This is a genomic window from Verrucosispora sioxanthis (assembly GCF_010560025.1).
In the GTDB taxonomy this organism is placed as follows: Bacteria; Actinomycetota; Actinomycetes; order Mycobacteriales; family Micromonosporaceae; genus Micromonospora; species Micromonospora palythoicola.
This window is the reverse complement of sequence record NZ_SAIY01000009.1, coordinates 43,677-60,534: the sequence shown is the minus strand read 5'-3', so window position 1 is coordinate 60,534 and position 16,858 is coordinate 43,677. Positions and strand designations below refer to the sequence as shown.

The following is a 16,858-nucleotide window of genomic DNA, read 5'->3' as shown; positions in this document are numbered from 1 at the left end:
TCGACTCCATGAGACGGAGATTCAGGCGCGCCGTGCGGTCGGGAGCGGGCGACCGGGTAGGGTCTGACGCCGTGCGCGGCAATCCTCGTCCCCGTTCCGTGACCGGAATCCGGCTCGGTGACCTGGCCGCCCGGCTCGCCGTGGCGTCCCCGACCAGTGCCGACCCGATGGTGACCGGGGTGACCCACGCCAGCGGCGAGGTCCGCCCCGGCGATCTGTACGCGGCCCTGCCCGGCGCCCGACGGCACGGCGCGGAGTTCGCCGCCGACGCGGCGAACGCCGGCGCGGTCGCGATGCTCACCGATCCGGCCGGCGTCGAGCGGGCCGCCGACAGCGGGTTGCCGGCCCTGGTGGTGGCCGACCCCCGCGCGGCGCTCGGCACGCTCGCCTCGGCCGTCTATGGCGATCCCACGGCCGGGCTGACCGTGATCGGCGTGACCGGCACCGCCGGAAAGACCTCCACCGCGTACCTGATCGAGTCGGGGCTGCGCGCTGCCGGCCATGTCACCGGCCTGATCGGCACCGTGGAGACCCGCCTCGGTGACCTGGTGATCGACAGCGTGCGGACCACGCCCGAGGCCACCGACCTGCACGCCATGCTGGCCGCCGCCGCCGAGCGCGGGGTGACCGCCGTGGTCATGGAGGTCTCCAGCCACGCCCTGGCGATGGGCCGGGTCGGCGGGGTGCGGTTCACCGTCGGCGGCTGGACCAACTTCGGCTCCGACCACCTGGACTTCCACGCCGACGCCGAGGACTACTTCGCCGCCAAGGCCCGCCTGTTCGACGGCCGGTGCGCCGTCGAGGTGCTCAACCACGACGACCCGGCGCTCAAGGCGCTGTTCAAGCCGGCCACGGTCAGCTTCTCCGCGCTCGGGGACCGGGCCGCCAGCTGGTGGGCCGACGAGCAGACCGGCGAGGGGTACGCGCAGCGGTTCACCGCACACGGTCCGGACGGACTGGCGCTGCCCGCCCGGGTGGCGCTGCCCGGCCGGCACAACGTGTCCAACGCCCTGCTGGCCATCGCCAGCCTGGTGGCCGCCGGGGTCGACCCGGCGACGGCCGCCGAGGGCGTGCCGCCTGCGGCGGCGTGCCGGGGCGGCTGGAGTCGGTGGGCGTGGCCGGTGGGGTGCGCGGGTGGTCGACTACGCGCACAAGACCGACGCCGTGGTGGCCGCGCTGGCCGCGCTGCGGGAACTCAGCACCGGCCGGCTGATCTGCGTCATCGGGGCCGGCGGCGACCGGGACCGGGGAAAACGGCCGGCGATGGGTGCCGCCGCCGCGGCCGGTGCCGACCTGGTGGTGGTGACCGACGACAACCCCGCACCGAGGATCCGGCGGCCATTCGTGCCGAGGTGCTGGCCGGTGCGCACCGGGCCGCTGCGCCGGCCCAGGTCACCGAGGTCGGCGGTCGCCGCGCGGCGATCGACGAGGCGGTGCGGCTGGCGGCACCGGGTGACGTGGTGGCCCTGCTCGGCAAGGGTCACGAGCGGGGCCAGGAGATCGCCGGTGAGGTGTACCCGTTCGACGACCGGACCGAACTCGCCGACGCGCTGCGGAGCCGCTTCGGGGATCTGGAGGGGCAGTGATCACGCTCAGCCTGGCCGAGGTGGCCTCGGCGGTCGACGGACGGCTGGTCGCCGCCGATCCCGCCGCGCAGGTCACCGGCAGCGTGGAGTTCGACTCCCGCAAGGTCACCTCCGGTGGGCTCTTCGTCGCCTTCGACGGCGAGAAGGTGGACGGCCACGACTTCGCCGCCGCGGCGGTGGCCTCCGGTGCGGTGGCGGTCATGGGTACCCGTGCGGTGCCCGGCGTGCCGATGATCGTCGTGGCCGACCCGTTGACCGCGATGGGCCGGCTGGCCCGCGCGGTGGTGGATCGGCTGCCCGGGCTCACCGTGATCGGGCTGACCGGTTCCTCCGGCAAGACCACCACCAAGGACCTGATCGCCCAGTTGACCGCCCGGCTCGGCGAGACGGTGGCGCCGCCCGGGTCGTTCAACAACGAGCTGGGACACCCGTACACGGCGTTGCAGGCCAGCCCGACCACCCGCTACCTGGTGATGGAGAAGGGCGCCCGGGGTATCGGCCACGTGCGGTACCTGTGCGAGGTCGCGCCGCCGCGTATCTCCGTGGTGCTCAACGTCGGGGTGTCACACATCGGCGAGTTCGGTTCGCAGGAGAACATCGCGCTGGCCAAGGGCGAACTGGTCGAGGCGCTGCCGGCCGACGGCCTGGCGGTGCTCAACGCCGACGATCCGCTCGTCGACGCGATGGCCGCCCGGACGACGGCCCGGGTGGTCCGTTACGGCGAGTCGGCGCACGCCGACGTGCGGGCCGTGGACGTGACGCTGGACGAGCGGGGACGGGCCGCGTACACCCTGGTCACGCCGGAGGGCACGGCGCCGGTGCGACTCGGGCTGACCGGCCGGCACCAGGTCTGGAACAGCCTGGCCGCCGCGGCCGTGGCGCGGGAGCTGGGCATGCCGCTGGCCGAGCTGGCCATCGCGCTGGGCGCGCTCGGGCTGGTCTCCACCCGTCGGATGGACGTCTTCGAGCGCACCGACGGGGTCACCGTGATCGACGACTCCTACAACGCCAACCCGGCGTCGACGGCGGTGGCGCTGCGGGCGCTGGACGGCCTCGGCGCGGGACGGCGTACCGTCGCGGTGCTCGGCTACATGGCCGAGTTGGGTGAATTCGAGGCGCAGGGACACGCCGAGGTGGGCCGACTCGCGGCCGAGCTGGGTGTGGACCGGTTGCTCGTGGTCGGCGAGGCGGCGGCGCCGATCCACCACGGGGCGACATCGGTAGGTGACTGGGGAGGAGAGTCGGTGCTGCTCACCGATCAGGCGGCGGCCGTCGAGGTGCTGCGCAGCGAGCTACGACCGGGCGACGTCGTCCTGGTCAAGGGCTCCCGGTACCGGACCTGGGAGGTGGCCGACGCGCTGCGCGTCGACGCCGCCGGGGACGGCGACGGTACCTCGGCGTCGGCCGGAGGTGGCGCCGCGTGAGAGCGGTCATCGTGGCCATCGGGGTGGCCTTCCTCGTCTCGCTGTTCTGCACCCCGATCGCGATCCGGGTCTTCACCCGGCTCAAGGCCGGCCAGCCCATCCGGGCTGAGGGCCCGCAGATGCACCAGGGCAAGAAGGGCACGCCGACGATGGGCGGCGTGGTGTTCATCCTGGCCACCGTCATCGCGTACGTGGCCGGTCACCTCGCCCTGACCACGCTGCCCGACGCGCAGATCGCCCAGGTCGAGCCGACCATCACGGCGCTGGTGCTGCTGGGGCTGATGGTCTTCTGCGGTGCGGTCGGCTTCATCGACGACTTCCTGAAGGTGCGCAAGCGGCACAGCGGCGGCCTGAGCGCCCGGGGCAAGCTGCTCGGGCAGATCCTGGTCGGCGCGGTGTTCGGGGTGGTCGCGCTCTGGTTCCCGTCCACCATGACCGACGCCTCCGGCGCGGTGACCAACACCGAGACCGTCGGCAGCACCACGCTCAGCTTCATCCGGGACATCCCGGCGCTGGACGTCACCAAGATCGGTGCGGTGATCATCTTCATCTTCGTGGTGATGGCGGCGACGAACGGCGTGAACCTCACCGACGGTCTCGACGGGCTGGCCACCGGGGCCTCGGTGATGGTGCTCGGCGCGTACGCGGTGATCGCCTTCTGGCAGTACCGCCACTGGTGCGCCGACCCGGCGTACACCGCGAATCCGGACAACTACTGCTACACGGTCCGGGACCCGCTGGAGATCGCGCTGATCGCCGGGGCGGCGGCCGGGGCCTGCGTCGGCTTCCTGTGGTGGAACACCTCGCCGGCCCGGATCTTCATGGGCGACACCGGAGCGCTCGGTCTCGGCGGCCTGATCGCCGGCATGGCGATGTCGACCCGGACCATCCTGCTCCTGCTGATCATCGGTGGCCTGTTCGTGATCATCACGATGTCGGTGGTGATCCAGATCATCTCCTTCAAGACCACCGGCAAGCGCGTGTTCCGGATGTCGCCGTTGCAGCACCACTTCGAGTTGGCCGGCTGGAGCGAGGTCAACATCGTGGTCCGCTTCTGGATCATCGCCGGCATCGGCGTGGCCATCGCCCTCGGTCTCTTCTACAGCGACTTCCTGGCCAACATGGGCTGACCCACGCCAGCCTGAACGTGTTGATCAAGAAGTTCGGGTCGGAGATCCGCCGGATTCCGACCCAAACTTCTTGATCAACGCTATGGGGGAAGTGTTGGCGGGACTGCGGAGGGTGGTCGGCGCAAGTGCGACACGCCGACCGGGGCGTACCGCCCCGGTCGGGTGCCGGTAGCGGCGATGATGGCGCTGTGGGGGAGGCGCTAGGAGACGACGTGGCAGTGGGGCGGAGCCCGGCCGGCAGCCCGGCGCGTCCGGAGGTGTCGGTGACCGCGGCTACCGGACGGGTCGGCAGCCCCGGCGGGGCTGGTGCGGCGCGGGCCGGCGGCACGGTGACGGGCGGCGACGCCGAGAGGCCGTGGCGTGGGCTGGACGCGGTGGGATCGTTGGCCGCGCTGCGGGGCCTGTTGTCCCGGCCGCTGGCCTCCTACCACCTGCTGCTGGCCAGCGCCGGGTTGCTGCTGCTGATCGGGCTGACCATGGTCTTCTCGGCCACCAGCGTTCGGGACTACGCCCAGGACGGCAACGCCTCGGCGTCGCTGACCAAGCAGGCGATCTTCGCGGTGATCGGCATCGTGGCGTTCTGGGCCTGCCAGCGCCTGCCGGCGCGCACCTACCGGGCCCTGGGCCGGCCGACCCTGGCGGTCGCGGTGGGGCTGCTGATCCTGCTGAACCTGCTGGTGGCGTACGGACGGCTGACCGACGGCGACGCGAAGATCGGCCCGCTGGAGGCCGAGCTGCTCTGGCTGTACATCGGCGGGATCAGCCTGCAACCCTCGGAGCTGGCGAAGTTCGCGCTGGTGCTCTGGGGCGCGCACGTGCTCGCTCGCAAGGGCGCGGCGCTGGGCTGGTGGCGGGAGTTGGCCACCCCGCTGTTCCCGGTGGTGGGGCTGCTCTTCGTGCTGGTCGGCTACAACGACCTGGGCAGCATGCTCTGCCTGCTCGCCCTGGTGGTGGGGCTGCTCTGGGCCGCCGGGGTGCGGCTGCGGGTCTTCGCCGCGCTCAGCGCGATCGGGCTGCTCGGCATCGGCCTGCTGGTCGCGGTGGCCTCCATCGGCGCCGGTTCCGGTGTGCGCGGCGAGGAGAACTACCGGCTGGCCCGGCTCACCATGTTCTTCAGCCCGCCACCGCTGGACGCCTGCAAGGACGACTTCTGCTATCAGATGGTCCAGGCCCGGTACGCCATCGCCAACGGGGGTTGGTTCGGCACCGGGCTGGGTCAGGGGCGGACCAAGTGGGCCTGGCTGCCGGCCGCGGAGAACGACTTCATCTTCGCGGTGATCGCCGAGGAGTTGGGCGTGGTCGGCTGCGCCGTGATCGTCACCCTGTTCGCCGTGCTCGGCTACACCGGTCTGCGCATCGCCCGCCGGGTCGACGACCCGTTCCGGCGACTGGCCGCCGCCGGCGCCACCGCCTGGCTCGTCGGGCAGGCGTTCATCAACATCGGCGGCGTGATCGGGCTGCTGCCGCTGACCGGCGTACCGCTGCCCTTCATCTCCGACGGCGGCAGCGCCCTGGTGGTGACCCTCGCGGCGGTCGGCATGCTGGCCTCGTTCGCCCGGGCGGAACCGGATGCGGCCCGGGCCCTACATGCCCGTCCGCCGGCCCGGTGGGTCCGGACTGGGCACCGTTGCCGCCACTTCCCGGCCGGCGGCGCCGCGCGGCGCCGCCGGCGGCCGCCCGGGGCTCCGTGCCCCAGGCGCGCAAGCGGCGCACGGACGACCAGGCCACACCGCGTGGCACCCGGGCTGCCCGGGGTCGCGGCGGGTCGGCGAGCGAGAGGAGACGTTGATGGGTCCGCTGCGTTCGGTGGTGCTCGCAGGAGGTGGCACCGGGGGGCACATCTACCCGTTGCTCGCCTTCGCCGACTGCCTGCGGCGGCACGACCCCGGCGTCCGGATAACCTGCCTCGGCACACCGAAGGGCCTGGAGAACGAGCTGATTCCGCCGGCCGGGTACGACCTGCGGAACATCCCCGCCTACCAGCTGCCCCGCTCGATCAACATGAACCTGGTCCGTACCCCGGGCCGGATGTGGACCGCGGCCCGCGCGGCGGGCAAGGTCATCGACGAGGTACGCGCCGACGTGGTGGTCGGCTTCGGTGGGTACGTCTCGGTCCCGGCCTACCTGGCCGCCTGGCGGCGGGAGCTGCCCATCGTGATCCACGAGGTGAACGTGCCCCCGGGGGTGGCCAACCGGCTGGGGATGAAGTTCACCAAGCACGTCGCGGTCGGCTTCCCGCACCAGCCGGCGCAGGCGGAGTCGCTGCGCGACGCCCGGGTGGTCGGCGTGCCGCTGCGGCGCAGCATCGCCGGGCTGGACCGGGCGGCGATGCGCAACGCCGCGCGGGCCCACTTCGGGCTCCGTCCGGACCTGCCGGTGCTCTTCGTCGCCGGTGGCTCGCAGGGCGCCCGGTCGATCAACCTGGCGGTCTCCGGGGCGGCCAAGGAACTGGCCCGCAACGGCGTCCAGGTGCTGCACGTGATCGGTGCCCGCAACGAGTCGGTGTCGGTCCCGACCGACCTGCCGGTGCCGTACGTGACGCTGCCGTACCTGTCCGACATGGACGCCGGTTACGCGGCGGCGGACCTGATGCTCGGCCGGGGTGGGGCGATGACCTGCGCCGAGGTCGCCGCGATCGGGCTGCCCGCCATCTACGTGCCCTACCCGCACAGCAACCAGGAGCAGAAGCGCAACGCGCTGCCGGTGGTCGAGGCCGGTGGCGGTCTGCTCGTCGACGACGCCGAGGTCACGCCGGACTGGCTCGAACGTACGGTGATCCCGCTGATCCGCGACCCGCAGCGGCTGCACGCGATGGGTACGGCCGCGGCGGCCTACGGGCGGCGCGACGGCGACGAGGCACTGCTCAACTTCGTCTACGAGGCGGTAACCCGATGACCACGTTCAGCCCGGCGGGCACGCTGACCGCCGAGGATCTCGGGCACATCCACCTGATCGGCGTGGGTGGCGTGGGGATGAGCGGGCTGGCCCGGCTCTTCCTGACCCGGGGCCTGCCGGTCTCCGGCAGCGAACTGCGGGAGTGGCCGTCGTTGGCCGGCCTGCGGGCGCTCGGCGGGACGATCCACATGACCCACGAGACGGCCAATCTCGACGGCGTGGACACGGTCGTTTACTCCTCGGCGATCCCCGCGGACCACCTGGAGATGGTTGAGGCGCGCCGGCGCGGGCTGCGGGTGCTGCACCGCTCGGAGGCCCTCGCGGCCGCGATGACCGGCCGCCGCACGGTGGCCGTCGCCGGCACCCACGGCAAGACCACCACCACCTCGATGGTCACCATGGTGCTCCAGCAGGCCGGGGTCGATCCCTCCTTCGTGATCGGTGGGGAGATCTCGGAGGTGGGGTCGGGGGCGCACCACGGCACCGGCGAGTACTTCGTGGTGGAGGCCGACGAGAGCGACCGCTCCTTTCTCATCTACCGTCCGTTCGTCTCGATCGTGACGAACGTCGAGGCGGACCATCTGAACACCTACGGCGATCTGGCCAACCTGGAAGCAACCTTCGCCGAGTTCGCCCGGCTCACCGACCCGGACGGCTTCGTCATCACCTGCGCCGACGACGCGGGTGGTCGGCGGCTGGCGGCGACGCTGCGCGCCGAGGGGCGTCGGGTGTACACCTACGGGGAGGCCGAGGACGCCGACCTGCGACTGACCGAGATGGCCTCCTCGGCGCGGGGGGTGCGCTACCTCGCCCACATCGACGGTCGTCCGCTCGGCGAGTTCCGGTTGCCGGTGCCGGGCCGGCACATGGGGCTCAACAGTGCCTCGGCGGTACTGGCCGCGTACCTGCTGGAGTTGCCGTTGCCGGCGGCGGAGGCCGCGCTGGCAGCCTTCCCGGGGGTGCGCCGCCGCTTCGAGCGCAAGGGTGACGTCGACGGGGTGCTGGTCTACGACGAGTACGCCTACCACCCGACCTCGATGACGCTGGCGCTGCGGACGTTGCGCGAGGTGGCCGGCGACGGTCGGCTGATCGTCGTCTTCCAGCCCTACCGGCTCTACCGCACCCGGCAGCTGCAGGCGGAGATCGCCGAGGCGCTGGCGATCGCCGACGAACTGGTGCTGCTGGAGGTCTTCGGGCCGGGCGAGGAGCGTGGTCCCGGCGAGGGTTCGGCGGCGCTTGTCGAGGCGGTGTCGCTACCAGCGGAGCGGAAGGTCTTCGTCGACACCTGGGAGTCGGCGCCGGCCGAGGTGGCCCGGCGCGCCCGACCCGGTGACGTGGTGGTGACGATGGGTGCCCCGCCGATCTCACTGATGGGTGACGAGCTGCTCGCCGCGTTGGCCGCGCGTACCGTCGGTGCGTCGGCGCTCACCGGCACCGTCGCCGGTGGGGTGGCCGGCGGGTCGACGAGCATCGGGGGAAGCGTGCCCGGAGCCGTCGGTGTGGACGGCGCGGCGCCCGTCGCGGAATGAGTCCCGGCCCGGCCCGTGGTCGCGGCACCGGTGTGGACGGTGGCGCGGGGCGTCGTCCGGTGCGCAGGTGGCAGCTGGTACGCGCGGGCAGTGATGCGGTACCCGCCTCCACCCGGCGGTTCATGGCCCGGGCCCGGCAGCGCCGGATGCGCGCGGCGCTGCCCTGGGCGGTGGCCGGTGGCGTGGTCGCGGTGGCCGGGCTGGTGGCGTGGGCGCTGCTGGGCACCGGCCTGTTCGGGGTACGCGAGGTACGGGTGGAGGGCGCCGAGCTGGTGACGGCGGTGCAGGTGCGGGACGCGGCGGGGGTGCCGGACGGTGCTTCGCTGGCGCGGGTGGACCTGGCCGCGTTGGCGGGCCGGATCGGTGCGCTGCCGCCGGTGGAGCGGGTCACCGTCACCCGGGACTGGCCGGACGCGTTGGTGGTACGGCTGACCGAGCGCACGGGGGTGGCGGTGGTGCCGCGCGGTGAGCGGTTCGCGGTGGTCGACGCCGCCGGGGTGGTGTTCCGGACGGTTCCGCAGCGTCCGGACGGCCTGCCAGTGGTACGGGTGGCCGCGCCCGGTCCGGACGACCCGGACACCCGGGCCGGGCTCGACGTGCTCGGTGTGCTCACTCCGGAGCTGCTCGACCAACTGGTCGAGATCAGGGTCGAGGGGTTGGCCCGGATCAGTCTGCGGCTGCACGACGATCGCACGGTGTTCTGGGGTGACGCGACCCGTGGCGCGGACAAGGCGCGGGTGGCCACCGCGCTGCTCGACCAGGACGCGGCCCGGATCGACGTGAGCGCGCCGGACGTGGTCACCTTCCGGTGAGTCACCGGTCAGTGGTGAGCAGTCTCGCTACACCGGCGACACGCCGGAGAGGTCCTTGGCTCATCGCTCGGCTGCGCTTACGTTGCCCGGAAGGGGATCAGTGGTTGACATAACTCTCACCCTCTAGTAGAGGGTGAGGGTTTACCTCTCGACCTCGGTGGTGGTAGCTGCGTCGACCGTCGGTCCGGCCAGGCCGTAGCCGGTCGGGGAGTAGCCAATCTCGAAGGGAAAGGACCGGAGATGACACCTCCGCACAACTACCTGGCGGTCATCAAGGTCGTCGGCATCGGGGGTGGCGGCGTCAACGCCGTCAACCGGATGATCGAGGTTGGGCTCAAGGGCGTCGAGTTCATCGCGATCAACACGGACGCGCAGGCGCTGCTGATGAGCGACGCCGACGTCAAGCTCGACGTCGGCCGCGAACTGACCCGGGGGCTGGGCGCCGGCGCCAACCCGGACGTCGGCAAGAACGCCGCCGAGGACCATCGCGACGAGATCGAGGAGGTCCTCAAGGGAGCCGACATGGTCTTCGTCACCTGCGGTGAGGGTGGTGGCACCGGCACCGGTGGTGCGCCCGTGGTGGCGAACATCGCCCGCAAGCTCGGTGCGCTGACCATCGGTGTGGTCACCCGCCCCTTCTCCTTCGAGGGCAAGCGCCGTCAGGTGCAGGCCGAGGCCGGCATCGACGAGCTGCGTAACCAGTGTGACACCTTGATCGTCATTCCGAACGACCGGCTGCTGGCGCTGGGCGACCGCAACATCAGCATGATGGACGCGTTCCGCACGGCTGACCAGGTGCTGCTCTCCGGTGTTCAGGGCATCACCGACCTGATCACCACGCCGGGTCTGATCAACCTGGACTTCGCCGACGTCAAGAGCGTGATGAGCGGCGCGGGCAGCGCGCTGATGGGCATCGGTAGCGCCCGGGGCGAGAACCGCGCGGTCGAGGCCGCCGAGGCCGCCATCTCCAGCCCGTTGCTGGAGCAGAGCATGGACGGCGCGCGTGGCGTGCTGCTCTCCATCGCCGGTGGTTCCGATCTCGGTCTGTTCGAGATCAACGACGCGGCCCAGCTGGTCACCGACGCGGCGCACCCGGACGCGAACATCATCTTCGGCGCGGTCATCGACGACGCGCTCGGCGACGAGGTGCGGGTCACCGTGATCGCGGCGGGCTTCGACGGGGGCACTCCGGCGTACAAGGCGGCCGAGGCACCCCGTAAGTCGAACCAGAACCAGTCCGCCCCGCCGAGCACGCCGATCGTGCCGTCGCCGACGCCTCCGGCCACGCCGCAGTCGCCGCGCCGGGTGCTCTTCGACGACGTGGACGTGCCCGACTTCCTGAAGAACGGGTCCTGAACAGCGCCGATGACCGACAGTCAAGCCCCGGCGAGAGCCGACCGGCGCGCGGAACTCGCCGCCGGGCTCGCCCGCGTACGCTCCCGCATCGCTGACGCCTGCACGGCCGCGGGCCGCGACCGGGCCGAGGTGACCATGATCGCGGTGACCAAGACCTACCCCGCGGCCGATGTGGTGACGTTGGTCGGCCTCGGCGTGACCGACGTGGGGGAGAACCGCGACCAAGAGGCGGCGGGCAAGGCGGCGCAGGTCGCCGCCGCCGGCCTCACCCCGCGTTGGCATTTCGTCGGCCGGTTGCAGCGCAACAAGGTCAAGTCGGTGCTGCGGTACGCGGACGTGGTCCAGTCCGTCGACAGCGTCCGGTTGGCATCCGCGTTGGACACCGGCGTCACCGCCATCGGCCGGGATCGGCCGCTGGACGTGTTGGTGCAGGTGAGCATCGACGGTGACGCGGCGCGGGGTGGTGCCGTGCCGGACTCGGCCGATCCCGATGTCGGCCTCGGTGCGGTCACCGAGGCGGTCGCCGCCGCCGGTGGGCTCCGGCTGGCCGGCCTGATGGCGGTGGCACCGCTGGGCTGGGAGCCGGAGCGGGCGTTCGCCCGGCTGGCGACGGTGGCGGCGCTGGTGCGGGCGGACCATCCGCAGGCGACGGAGCTGTCCGCCGGCATGAGTGGCGACCTGGAAGCGGCGATCGGACACGGCGCGACACATGTCCGCGTCGGCAGCGCGTTGCTCGGAATGCGTCCCACGCTGCGGTAGCCTGGCCGCGAGGGAAGCAAATTACATCAGTGTTGTTTGTAGGAACGGCCTTCCCGGCGACGGGGGGCGTGACGTGCAACGCGAATTGCGCGTCGGGGGATTGCCGTTCCGGTCCGGTGGGCAGGGATGGTCCACTCGCGACAGGCGACACGGCGGGGGCGTGTGCCGCACGGCGGACGGGAAGGGCGCGGGGATGGGTGCACTGCGCAAGGCGGGGGTCTGGCTCGGACTGGTCGAAGAGGACGACGAGCGGGCCTACGACGACGGTGGCTACGACAAGGGTGGCTACCGGGAGTCGCGCTACCGGCAGAGCCGGTACACCGAGGAGTTCGCCGACGAGGAGGACGAGCCGGAGGAGCCGCCGGCGCCTCGGCCACGACTGGGTGAGCGTGGTCGGCTGAGCGAGCGGTCGGCCCGGCTGGGTGAGGCCGAGCGGCTGGAGTCCGAGCGTCCGGAGCGCACCGAGCGGTCCAGCGTCAGGTCGATCACCCGGTCCACCGGCGAGCCGTCCGGCGCGCTGACGTACCACACCCGGGACAACCTCGCCCTCGCGCCGCAGGTGCAGCCGCGTGAGCGTGCGCTGGTGCCGGAGGAGGAGCAGCGTTACCAAATCACCACGCTGCACCCGACCACGTACCGCGAGGCGCGCACCATCGGCGAACACTTCCGCGACGGCGTGCCGGTGATCATCAACCTCACCGAGATGGATGAGGCGGATGCCCGCCGTCTGGTGGACTTCGCCGCCGGGCTGGCGTTCGGGCTGCGCGGTACGATCGAGCGCGTGACCAACCGGGTGTTCCTGCTCTCACCGGCCAATGTCCAGGTCACCGCGGAGGACAAGGCCAAGATCGCTGAGGGCGGGTTCTTCAGCCTGAGTTGACCCGCCCGACCCGAGGGACGTCGCCTGCCGTGTTGTCGATCTTGTTACAGGTGCTCTACCTGACCACGTATGTCTTCCTGATCGTTCTTCTGGCCCGTTTCGTACTGAGCGCGGTGTTGCAGTACGGCCGTCGCTGGCAGCCCGGTCGAGGAGCGTCAGCCGGACTGGAATCCGTGTGGAGCGTCACTGATCCCCCACTCCGGGCGTTGAGGCGTGTGATCCCTCCGCTGCGAATTGGTACCGTGAGCATCGACCTGGCCTCCCTTGTGCTCCTGGTTATCCTGTTCGTGCTGATGAGGTTTGTGTTAGAGCCGGCGATCATCAGGACCGCCTGATGACCGACGCGCTATCGCGGCCGCAACTGACCCGAGGAGTTTCGATGCCGCTGACCCCGGCCGACGTCCACAACGTCGCCTTCAAGAAGCCGCCGATCGGCAAGCGGGGCTACGACGAGGAGGAGGTCGACGCCTTCCTGGACGAGGTCGAGCGCGAACTCGCCCGTCTGATCGAGGAGAACAACGAACTGCGCGCCCAGGTGGAGCGCGGCGGGCGGGGCGGTGCCCCGGCCGGCCCCGGTGGCGATGCCCGCCTGGCGGCCGAGCTGAACGACGTCAAGGCTCAGCTCGACCGGGTGCAGCGCGACAAGGCCGCCGCCGAGCAGGCCGCCCGCGCCATGCAGGCGGAGCTGGAGCAGGTCCGCTCCGTTGGTGTCGGTGGCGCCGCGGCCGGCCCGGACGGCGAGCAGCAGGCGCTGCGGGTGCTCATGATGGCCCAGCGCACCGCCGACGACCACGTCTCCGACGCTCGCCGCGAGGCCGACCAGCTGCTCTCCGAGGCCCGTTCCAAGGCCGAGGAGGTCACCCGCGAGGCCCGTGCCAAGGCCGACGCGCTGGAGCGCGACGCCCGGCAGCGGCACCAGGAGGCCATGGGCGGCCTGGACGCCAAGCGCACCGCGTTGCAGAAGCACATCGAGGAGCTCAAGCAGTTCGAGCGGGAGTACCGCACCCGGCTCAAGGCGTACCTGGAGAGCCAGCTGCGTGACCTCGACGGTCGTGGTCAGGGCCTGGAGGCCGAGATGACCCGCGGTGAGGGTGCCCGGGCCGCCGGCAACGGGCTGGCTGCGGCCGGTCTCGCCGGGTCGTACGGCGGGGGTCGCTCCGGCGCGCTCGAGGCCGGTCGCTGAACCGGGTCGGTGACCGCCGCCGGCGCGGCGATCACCTGCCCCGCCTCATCGGTACGACACGGCGAGGGTGAGCCATGATAGTGATCAGTCTCGCGCTCATCCTCATCGCGGTGGTGCTGCTGGTCTTCGGCCTGGCCGGTGGCTCCAGCCTGCTGCTCGTCGTCTCGATCGGGGCCAGCCTGCTGGCCGCCGTGGCACTCGTCGCCGGCGCCCGCCAGGCGGCCGGCCGGGCCACGGTTCCCAACGGCACCCCGGCTGGCCAGGCGCGTCGCGAGGGCGACCGCCGGGAGCCGAGCATTCCGACCCAACAGACCTCGGCAGACGTGGACACCGGCGATGCCGGGTGGCGGCAACCACCCGGCTCGCCGGTGACCGAGCCACGTGAGCGGTTGCGCGTCGCCGACGGGTACGACGACGAGCCCGCAGCCGAGGAGACCACCGCCGCGCAGGCGGCCCGCATCGCCCGCCTGGTGGACGAGGTGCGGGTCGTCGACGGTCGTCCGCGGTACCACCTCGCCGAGTGCCCACACCTGGTCGGCCGGGAGCACGAGCCGCTGCCCGTCGCGGAGGCGGTCGAGCTCGGCTTCACTCCCTGCGCCCACTGCACACCGGACGCGGTGTTGCTGGCGGATTCCGAACGCCGCTGAGCCGGGTCCGATGGACGACGCGCTCACCATCGCCGTACGAGTGAAGCCGGGCGCCTCCCGGGCCCGGGTGGGCGGCCGCTTCGACGGCCCGCACGGGCCCGCTCTGGTGATCGCGGTGCATCCCCCGGCGGCTGACGGCCGAGCCACCGAGGCGGCCCGTCGCGCGTTGGCCGCCGCGCTCGGCATCCGGCCAGCCGCCGTGTCGCTGCGCACCGGCGCGGCGAGCAGAGACAAACTCTTCCTGGTCACACCGACCGGACCGGATCTGGTCGACCGACTGAGCCGGCTGCGCGACGGCCCGGAACCGGCCGGGTGAGTGGCGGTCATCTGCTAGCGTTCCCTTTGCCCCGAAATGGCAGTTGCCGGGGCGGATCGGGCGTTGCGGTGCGGCACGTTGTCGGACGCCTTTACGTTCCGTATCCTTGCCAACCTCCGGAGTGCGCGGCCCCGTCGCCGCGCGCCCGTTTTGTACCTGGGGCGGCCGATGCTGGCGGCCCCTGTCGAGGCGTCGCGGACCAACCGCGGCTCCGTGGCCGAGGGAGCGACGATGGCCAAGCCAGCCGACACCAGGACCGCAGGCCGCAAGCCGGCGGCGAAGTCCACCCGCAGCGCCGCGGAGACCGAGAAGATCCGGGCCGCGTTGGCGGCTCGGCACGAGGAACTGCGTGCCGAGTACGATCAGACGCTGAGCGAGATCACCGAGCTGCAGCGCGACCGCCTCACCGACTCGGCCGGGGACGACCAGGCCGACACCGGGACCAAGACGTTCGAGCGGGAGCAGGAGATCTCCCTCGCCAACAGCATCCTGGAACGGATCACGCAGGTCGAGCGCGCTCTCGAGCGCCTCGACGAGGGTGGCTACGGCTGGTGCGAGCGATGCGGCAACCCCATCCCGGTGGAGCGGCTGGCCGCCTTCCCGTCCGCCACCCTCTGCGTGACCTGCAAGCAGCTGGAGGAGCGGCGCTGACGGCACGCTCCCCGGCGTCCGCCCGCGGCGGTGCGACCGCACCGCCGCGAAAGCCGATGGGGAGCAGATGAGCGCAGCACCGCAAGCGGGATCCGGCATCGACGGGTCGGGTAGAGCCACGAGATCGCGGCGCCGGTCCGTCACGATCCTGCTCTCGCTCGCGGTGTTCGCGGTGGCCGTCGACCTGCTGACCAAGCACCTGTCCCTGCAGGAGCTCGCCGACCGCGAGCCGGTGCGGCTGCTGGGCGGGGCTCTCTACCTGTCGCTGACCCGCAACAGCGGGGCCGCGTGGAGTCTCGGCAAGGACTACACCTTCATCTTCCCGATCATCGCGATCGGGGTGCTGGCCTGGATCGGGTGGATGGCGCGGACGGTGCGCTCGGTTCCCTGGGCGGTCGCGCTGGGTCTGGTGGTCGGCGGCGTCGTCGGCAATCTGATCGACCGGATCTTCCGGGCTCCGGGCTGGTTCGTCGGACACGTGGTCGACATGTTCAGCGTCTTCGACCCGTACGGCCGGGTGTTCCCGATCTTCAACGTCGCCGACAGCGCCCTGGTCTGCGGTGTGCTGCTCGCCGTCGGGCTGGAGTTCACCGGACGCCAGCGGGACGGCACCCGGGCGCCGGCCGACGACCGACCTGGTGGCACCGATCGGGCGGACGCACCGACGGGCGAGGAGACCACCGCCCGGCAGCCCGCCGGGGCCGGGGACCCGGGCGACACCGACGGCGGACGGCAGGAGCGGGCGTGACGGCCACCTACGCCGCCGGTGGCGACCAGCGGAGCCTGCCCGTCCCCGACGGACTCGACGGGATGCGACTGGACCAGGTCGTCGCCCGGCTGTTCGGGCTGTCCCGCACCGCCGCCGCCGCGCTCGTCGACGCCGGAGAGGCACTCGTGGACGGCGCGGTACGTCCCAACTCGCACAAGGTGCGGGCGGGTTCCTGGCTGGAGGTGACGCTGCCCGCGCCGGCCACCGCACCGGTGGTGGTGCCCCAGGCGGTGCCCGGCCTGCGGGTGGTGTACGCCGACGACGACATCGTGGTGGTGGATAAGCCGGTCGGCGTGGCCGCACACCCCAGCCCCGGGTGGACCGGCCCGACCGTGATCGGCGGGCTCGCCGCCATCGGGCACACGATCGCCACCAGCGGTGCCGCCGAGCGTCAGGGCGTCGTGCACCGCCTCGACGTCGGCACCACCGGCGTCATGGTGGTGGCCAAGAGCGAGCAGGCGTACAGCGTGCTGAAACGCGCCTTCAAGTATCGCGAGGTGGAGAAGCGCTACCACGCGGTGGTGCAGGGGCACCTGGACCCGTTGCGCGGCACCATCGACGCACCGATCGACCGGCATCCGCACCACGACTACCGCTGGGCGGTGGTCTCCGGCGGCAAACCGAGCATCACCCACTACGACACCATCGAGGCGTTCCCGTCCGCGAGCCTGGTCGACGTGCGGCTGGAGACCGGCCGGACCCACCAGATCCGGGTGCACTTCTCGACGCTGCGGCATCCGTGCGTGGGTGACCTCACGTACGGAGCCGATCCGACACTCGCCGCCCGGCTCGGACTGGACCGGCAGTGGTTGCACGCCAGAGAGTTGAGCTTCGAGCACCCCCGTACGGGGGACGAGGTTCGCTTCGTCAGCGACTACCCTGACGATCTGGGACGCGCGTTGGAACTCCTCCGCGACTGAC

General features: G+C 72.0%; 15 protein-coding genes and 2 pseudogenes. All 17 read left to right on the top strand.

Annotated features, from left to right (window positions below):
• Window positions 1-8 precede the first annotated feature (8 nt).
• The 17 genes and pseudogenes from ENC19_RS23065 to ENC19_RS22985 all read left to right on the top strand — a co-directional run bounded on the left by ENC19_RS23065 (window position 9) and on the right by ENC19_RS22985 (window position 16,857).
• A pseudogene (locus tag ENC19_RS23065) lies at window positions 9-1,586 on the top strand (UDP-N-acetylmuramoyl-L-alanyl-D-glutamate--2,6-diaminopimelate ligase).
• Window positions 1,583-3,010, top strand: coding sequence for a UDP-N-acetylmuramoyl-tripeptide--D-alanyl-D-alanine ligase (locus ENC19_RS23060; RefSeq protein WP_164449189.1), 1,428 nt, complete (start codon window positions 1,583-1,585; stop codon window positions 3,008-3,010). Before ENC19_RS23065 ends, ENC19_RS23060 begins: the two are co-directional and overlap by 4 nt.
• Complete coding sequence (gene mraY, locus ENC19_RS23055) at window positions 3,007-4,140, top strand: phospho-N-acetylmuramoyl-pentapeptide-transferase (RefSeq protein WP_099844714.1); 1,134 nt, start codon at window positions 3,007-3,009, stop codon at window positions 4,138-4,140. The genes ENC19_RS23060 and mraY overlap by 4 nt, the downstream gene beginning before the upstream one ends.
• A 383-nt stretch (window positions 4,141-4,523) precedes the next feature.
• Window positions 4,524-5,929 (top strand): annotated as a pseudogene (locus ENC19_RS23050) (FtsW/RodA/SpoVE family cell cycle protein).
• A complete protein-coding gene (murG, locus tag ENC19_RS23045; RefSeq protein ID WP_164449188.1) occupies window positions 5,929-7,035 on the top strand; it encodes an undecaprenyldiphospho-muramoylpentapeptide beta-N-acetylglucosaminyltransferase in 1,107 nt (368 codons plus the stop codon). The pseudogene ENC19_RS23050 and the gene murG overlap by 1 nt, the downstream one beginning before the upstream one ends.
• On the top strand, window positions 7,032-8,564 hold the full coding sequence (murC, locus tag ENC19_RS23040) for a UDP-N-acetylmuramate--L-alanine ligase (protein WP_164449187.1): 1,533 nt from the start codon (window positions 7,032-7,034) through the stop codon (window positions 8,562-8,564). Before murG ends, murC begins: the two co-directional genes overlap by 4 nt.
• Before the next feature lie 32 nt (window positions 8,565-8,596).
• The gene (locus ENC19_RS23035; protein WP_328824365.1) at window positions 8,597-9,376 is read left to right on the top strand and encodes a cell division protein FtsQ/DivIB; all 780 of its coding nucleotides are present in this window, start codon (window positions 8,597-8,599) and stop codon (window positions 9,374-9,376) included.
• Between the two features lie 240 nt (window positions 9,377-9,616).
• Window positions 9,617-10,732, top strand: a complete 1,116-nt coding sequence (ftsZ, locus tag ENC19_RS23030; protein WP_164449185.1) for a cell division protein FtsZ — start codon at window positions 9,617-9,619, stop codon at window positions 10,730-10,732.
• Between the two features lie 9 nt (window positions 10,733-10,741).
• On the top strand, window positions 10,742-11,491 hold the full coding sequence (locus ENC19_RS23025) for a YggS family pyridoxal phosphate-dependent enzyme (RefSeq protein WP_164449184.1): 750 nt from the start codon (window positions 10,742-10,744) through the stop codon (window positions 11,489-11,491).
• 193 nt (window positions 11,492-11,684) lie between these two features.
• On the top strand, window positions 11,685-12,371 hold the full coding sequence (locus tag ENC19_RS23020) for a cell division protein SepF (RefSeq protein WP_164449183.1): 687 nt from the start codon (window positions 11,685-11,687) through the stop codon (window positions 12,369-12,371).
• A gap of 29 nt (window positions 12,372-12,400) precedes the next feature.
• Window positions 12,401-12,706, top strand: coding sequence for a YggT family protein (locus ENC19_RS23015; protein ID WP_093401140.1), 306 nt, complete (start codon window positions 12,401-12,403; stop codon window positions 12,704-12,706).
• A gap of 44 nt (window positions 12,707-12,750) precedes the next feature.
• Entirely contained in the window at window positions 12,751-13,554 is an 804-nt protein-coding gene (locus ENC19_RS23010) for a DivIVA domain-containing protein (protein ID WP_099844722.1), read from the top strand.
• 74 nt (window positions 13,555-13,628) lie between these two features.
• Window positions 13,629-14,201 (top strand): hypothetical protein, encoded by a 573-nt coding sequence (locus ENC19_RS23005; RefSeq protein ID WP_164449182.1) that lies wholly within the window; start codon window positions 13,629-13,631, stop codon window positions 14,199-14,201.
• Between the two features lie 10 nt (window positions 14,202-14,211).
• Window positions 14,212-14,517 carry a DUF167 domain-containing protein gene (locus ENC19_RS23000; RefSeq protein WP_164449181.1) on the top strand — a complete coding sequence of 102 codons (306 nt, stop codon included), beginning with the start codon at window positions 14,212-14,214 and terminating at the stop codon, window positions 14,515-14,517.
• A 231-nt stretch (window positions 14,518-14,748) separates the two neighbouring features.
• Window positions 14,749-15,168 carry a TraR/DksA family transcriptional regulator gene (locus tag ENC19_RS22995; RefSeq protein ID WP_164449180.1) on the top strand — a complete coding sequence of 140 codons (420 nt, stop codon included), beginning with the start codon at window positions 14,749-14,751 and terminating at the stop codon, window positions 15,166-15,168.
• A 67-nt stretch (window positions 15,169-15,235) separates the two neighbouring features.
• Window positions 15,236-15,916 (top strand): signal peptidase II, encoded by a 681-nt coding sequence (gene lspA / locus ENC19_RS22990; protein WP_164449179.1) that lies wholly within the window; start codon window positions 15,236-15,238, stop codon window positions 15,914-15,916.
• Entirely contained in the window at window positions 15,913-16,857 is a 945-nt protein-coding gene (locus tag ENC19_RS22985; protein WP_164449178.1) for an RluA family pseudouridine synthase, read from the top strand. The genes lspA and ENC19_RS22985 overlap by 4 nt, the downstream gene beginning before the upstream one ends.
• The last annotated feature ends 1 nt before the right edge of the window (window position 16,858 follow it).

What these genes read in the sequence shown, in the direction of transcription:
- murG (WP_164449188.1), top strand. Translation starts at nt 5,929, where the DNA reads ATGGGTCCGCTGCGTTCGGTGGTGCTCGCAGGAGGTGGCACCGGGGGG.
- murC (WP_164449187.1), top strand. Translation starts at nt 7,032, where the DNA reads ATGACCACGTTCAGCCCGGCGGGCACGCTGACCGCCGAGGATCTCGGG.
- ftsZ (WP_164449185.1), top strand. Translation starts at nt 9,617, where the DNA reads ATGACACCTCCGCACAACTACCTGGCGGTCATCAAGGTCGTCGGCATC.
- ENC19_RS23025 (WP_164449184.1), top strand. Translation starts at nt 10,742, where the DNA reads ATGACCGACAGTCAAGCCCCGGCGAGAGCCGACCGGCGCGCGGAACTC.
- ENC19_RS23020 (WP_164449183.1), top strand. Translation starts at nt 11,685, where the DNA reads ATGGGTGCACTGCGCAAGGCGGGGGTCTGGCTCGGACTGGTCGAAGAG.
- ENC19_RS23010 (WP_099844722.1), top strand. Translation starts at nt 12,751, where the DNA reads ATGCCGCTGACCCCGGCCGACGTCCACAACGTCGCCTTCAAGAAGCCG.
- ENC19_RS23005 (WP_164449182.1), top strand. Translation starts at nt 13,629, where the DNA reads ATGATAGTGATCAGTCTCGCGCTCATCCTCATCGCGGTGGTGCTGCTG.
- ENC19_RS23000 (WP_164449181.1), top strand. Translation starts at nt 14,212, where the DNA reads ATGGACGACGCGCTCACCATCGCCGTACGAGTGAAGCCGGGCGCCTCC.
- ENC19_RS22995 (WP_164449180.1), top strand. Translation starts at nt 14,749, where the DNA reads ATGGCCAAGCCAGCCGACACCAGGACCGCAGGCCGCAAGCCGGCGGCG.
- lspA (WP_164449179.1), top strand. Translation starts at nt 15,236, where the DNA reads ATGAGCGCAGCACCGCAAGCGGGATCCGGCATCGACGGGTCGGGTAGA.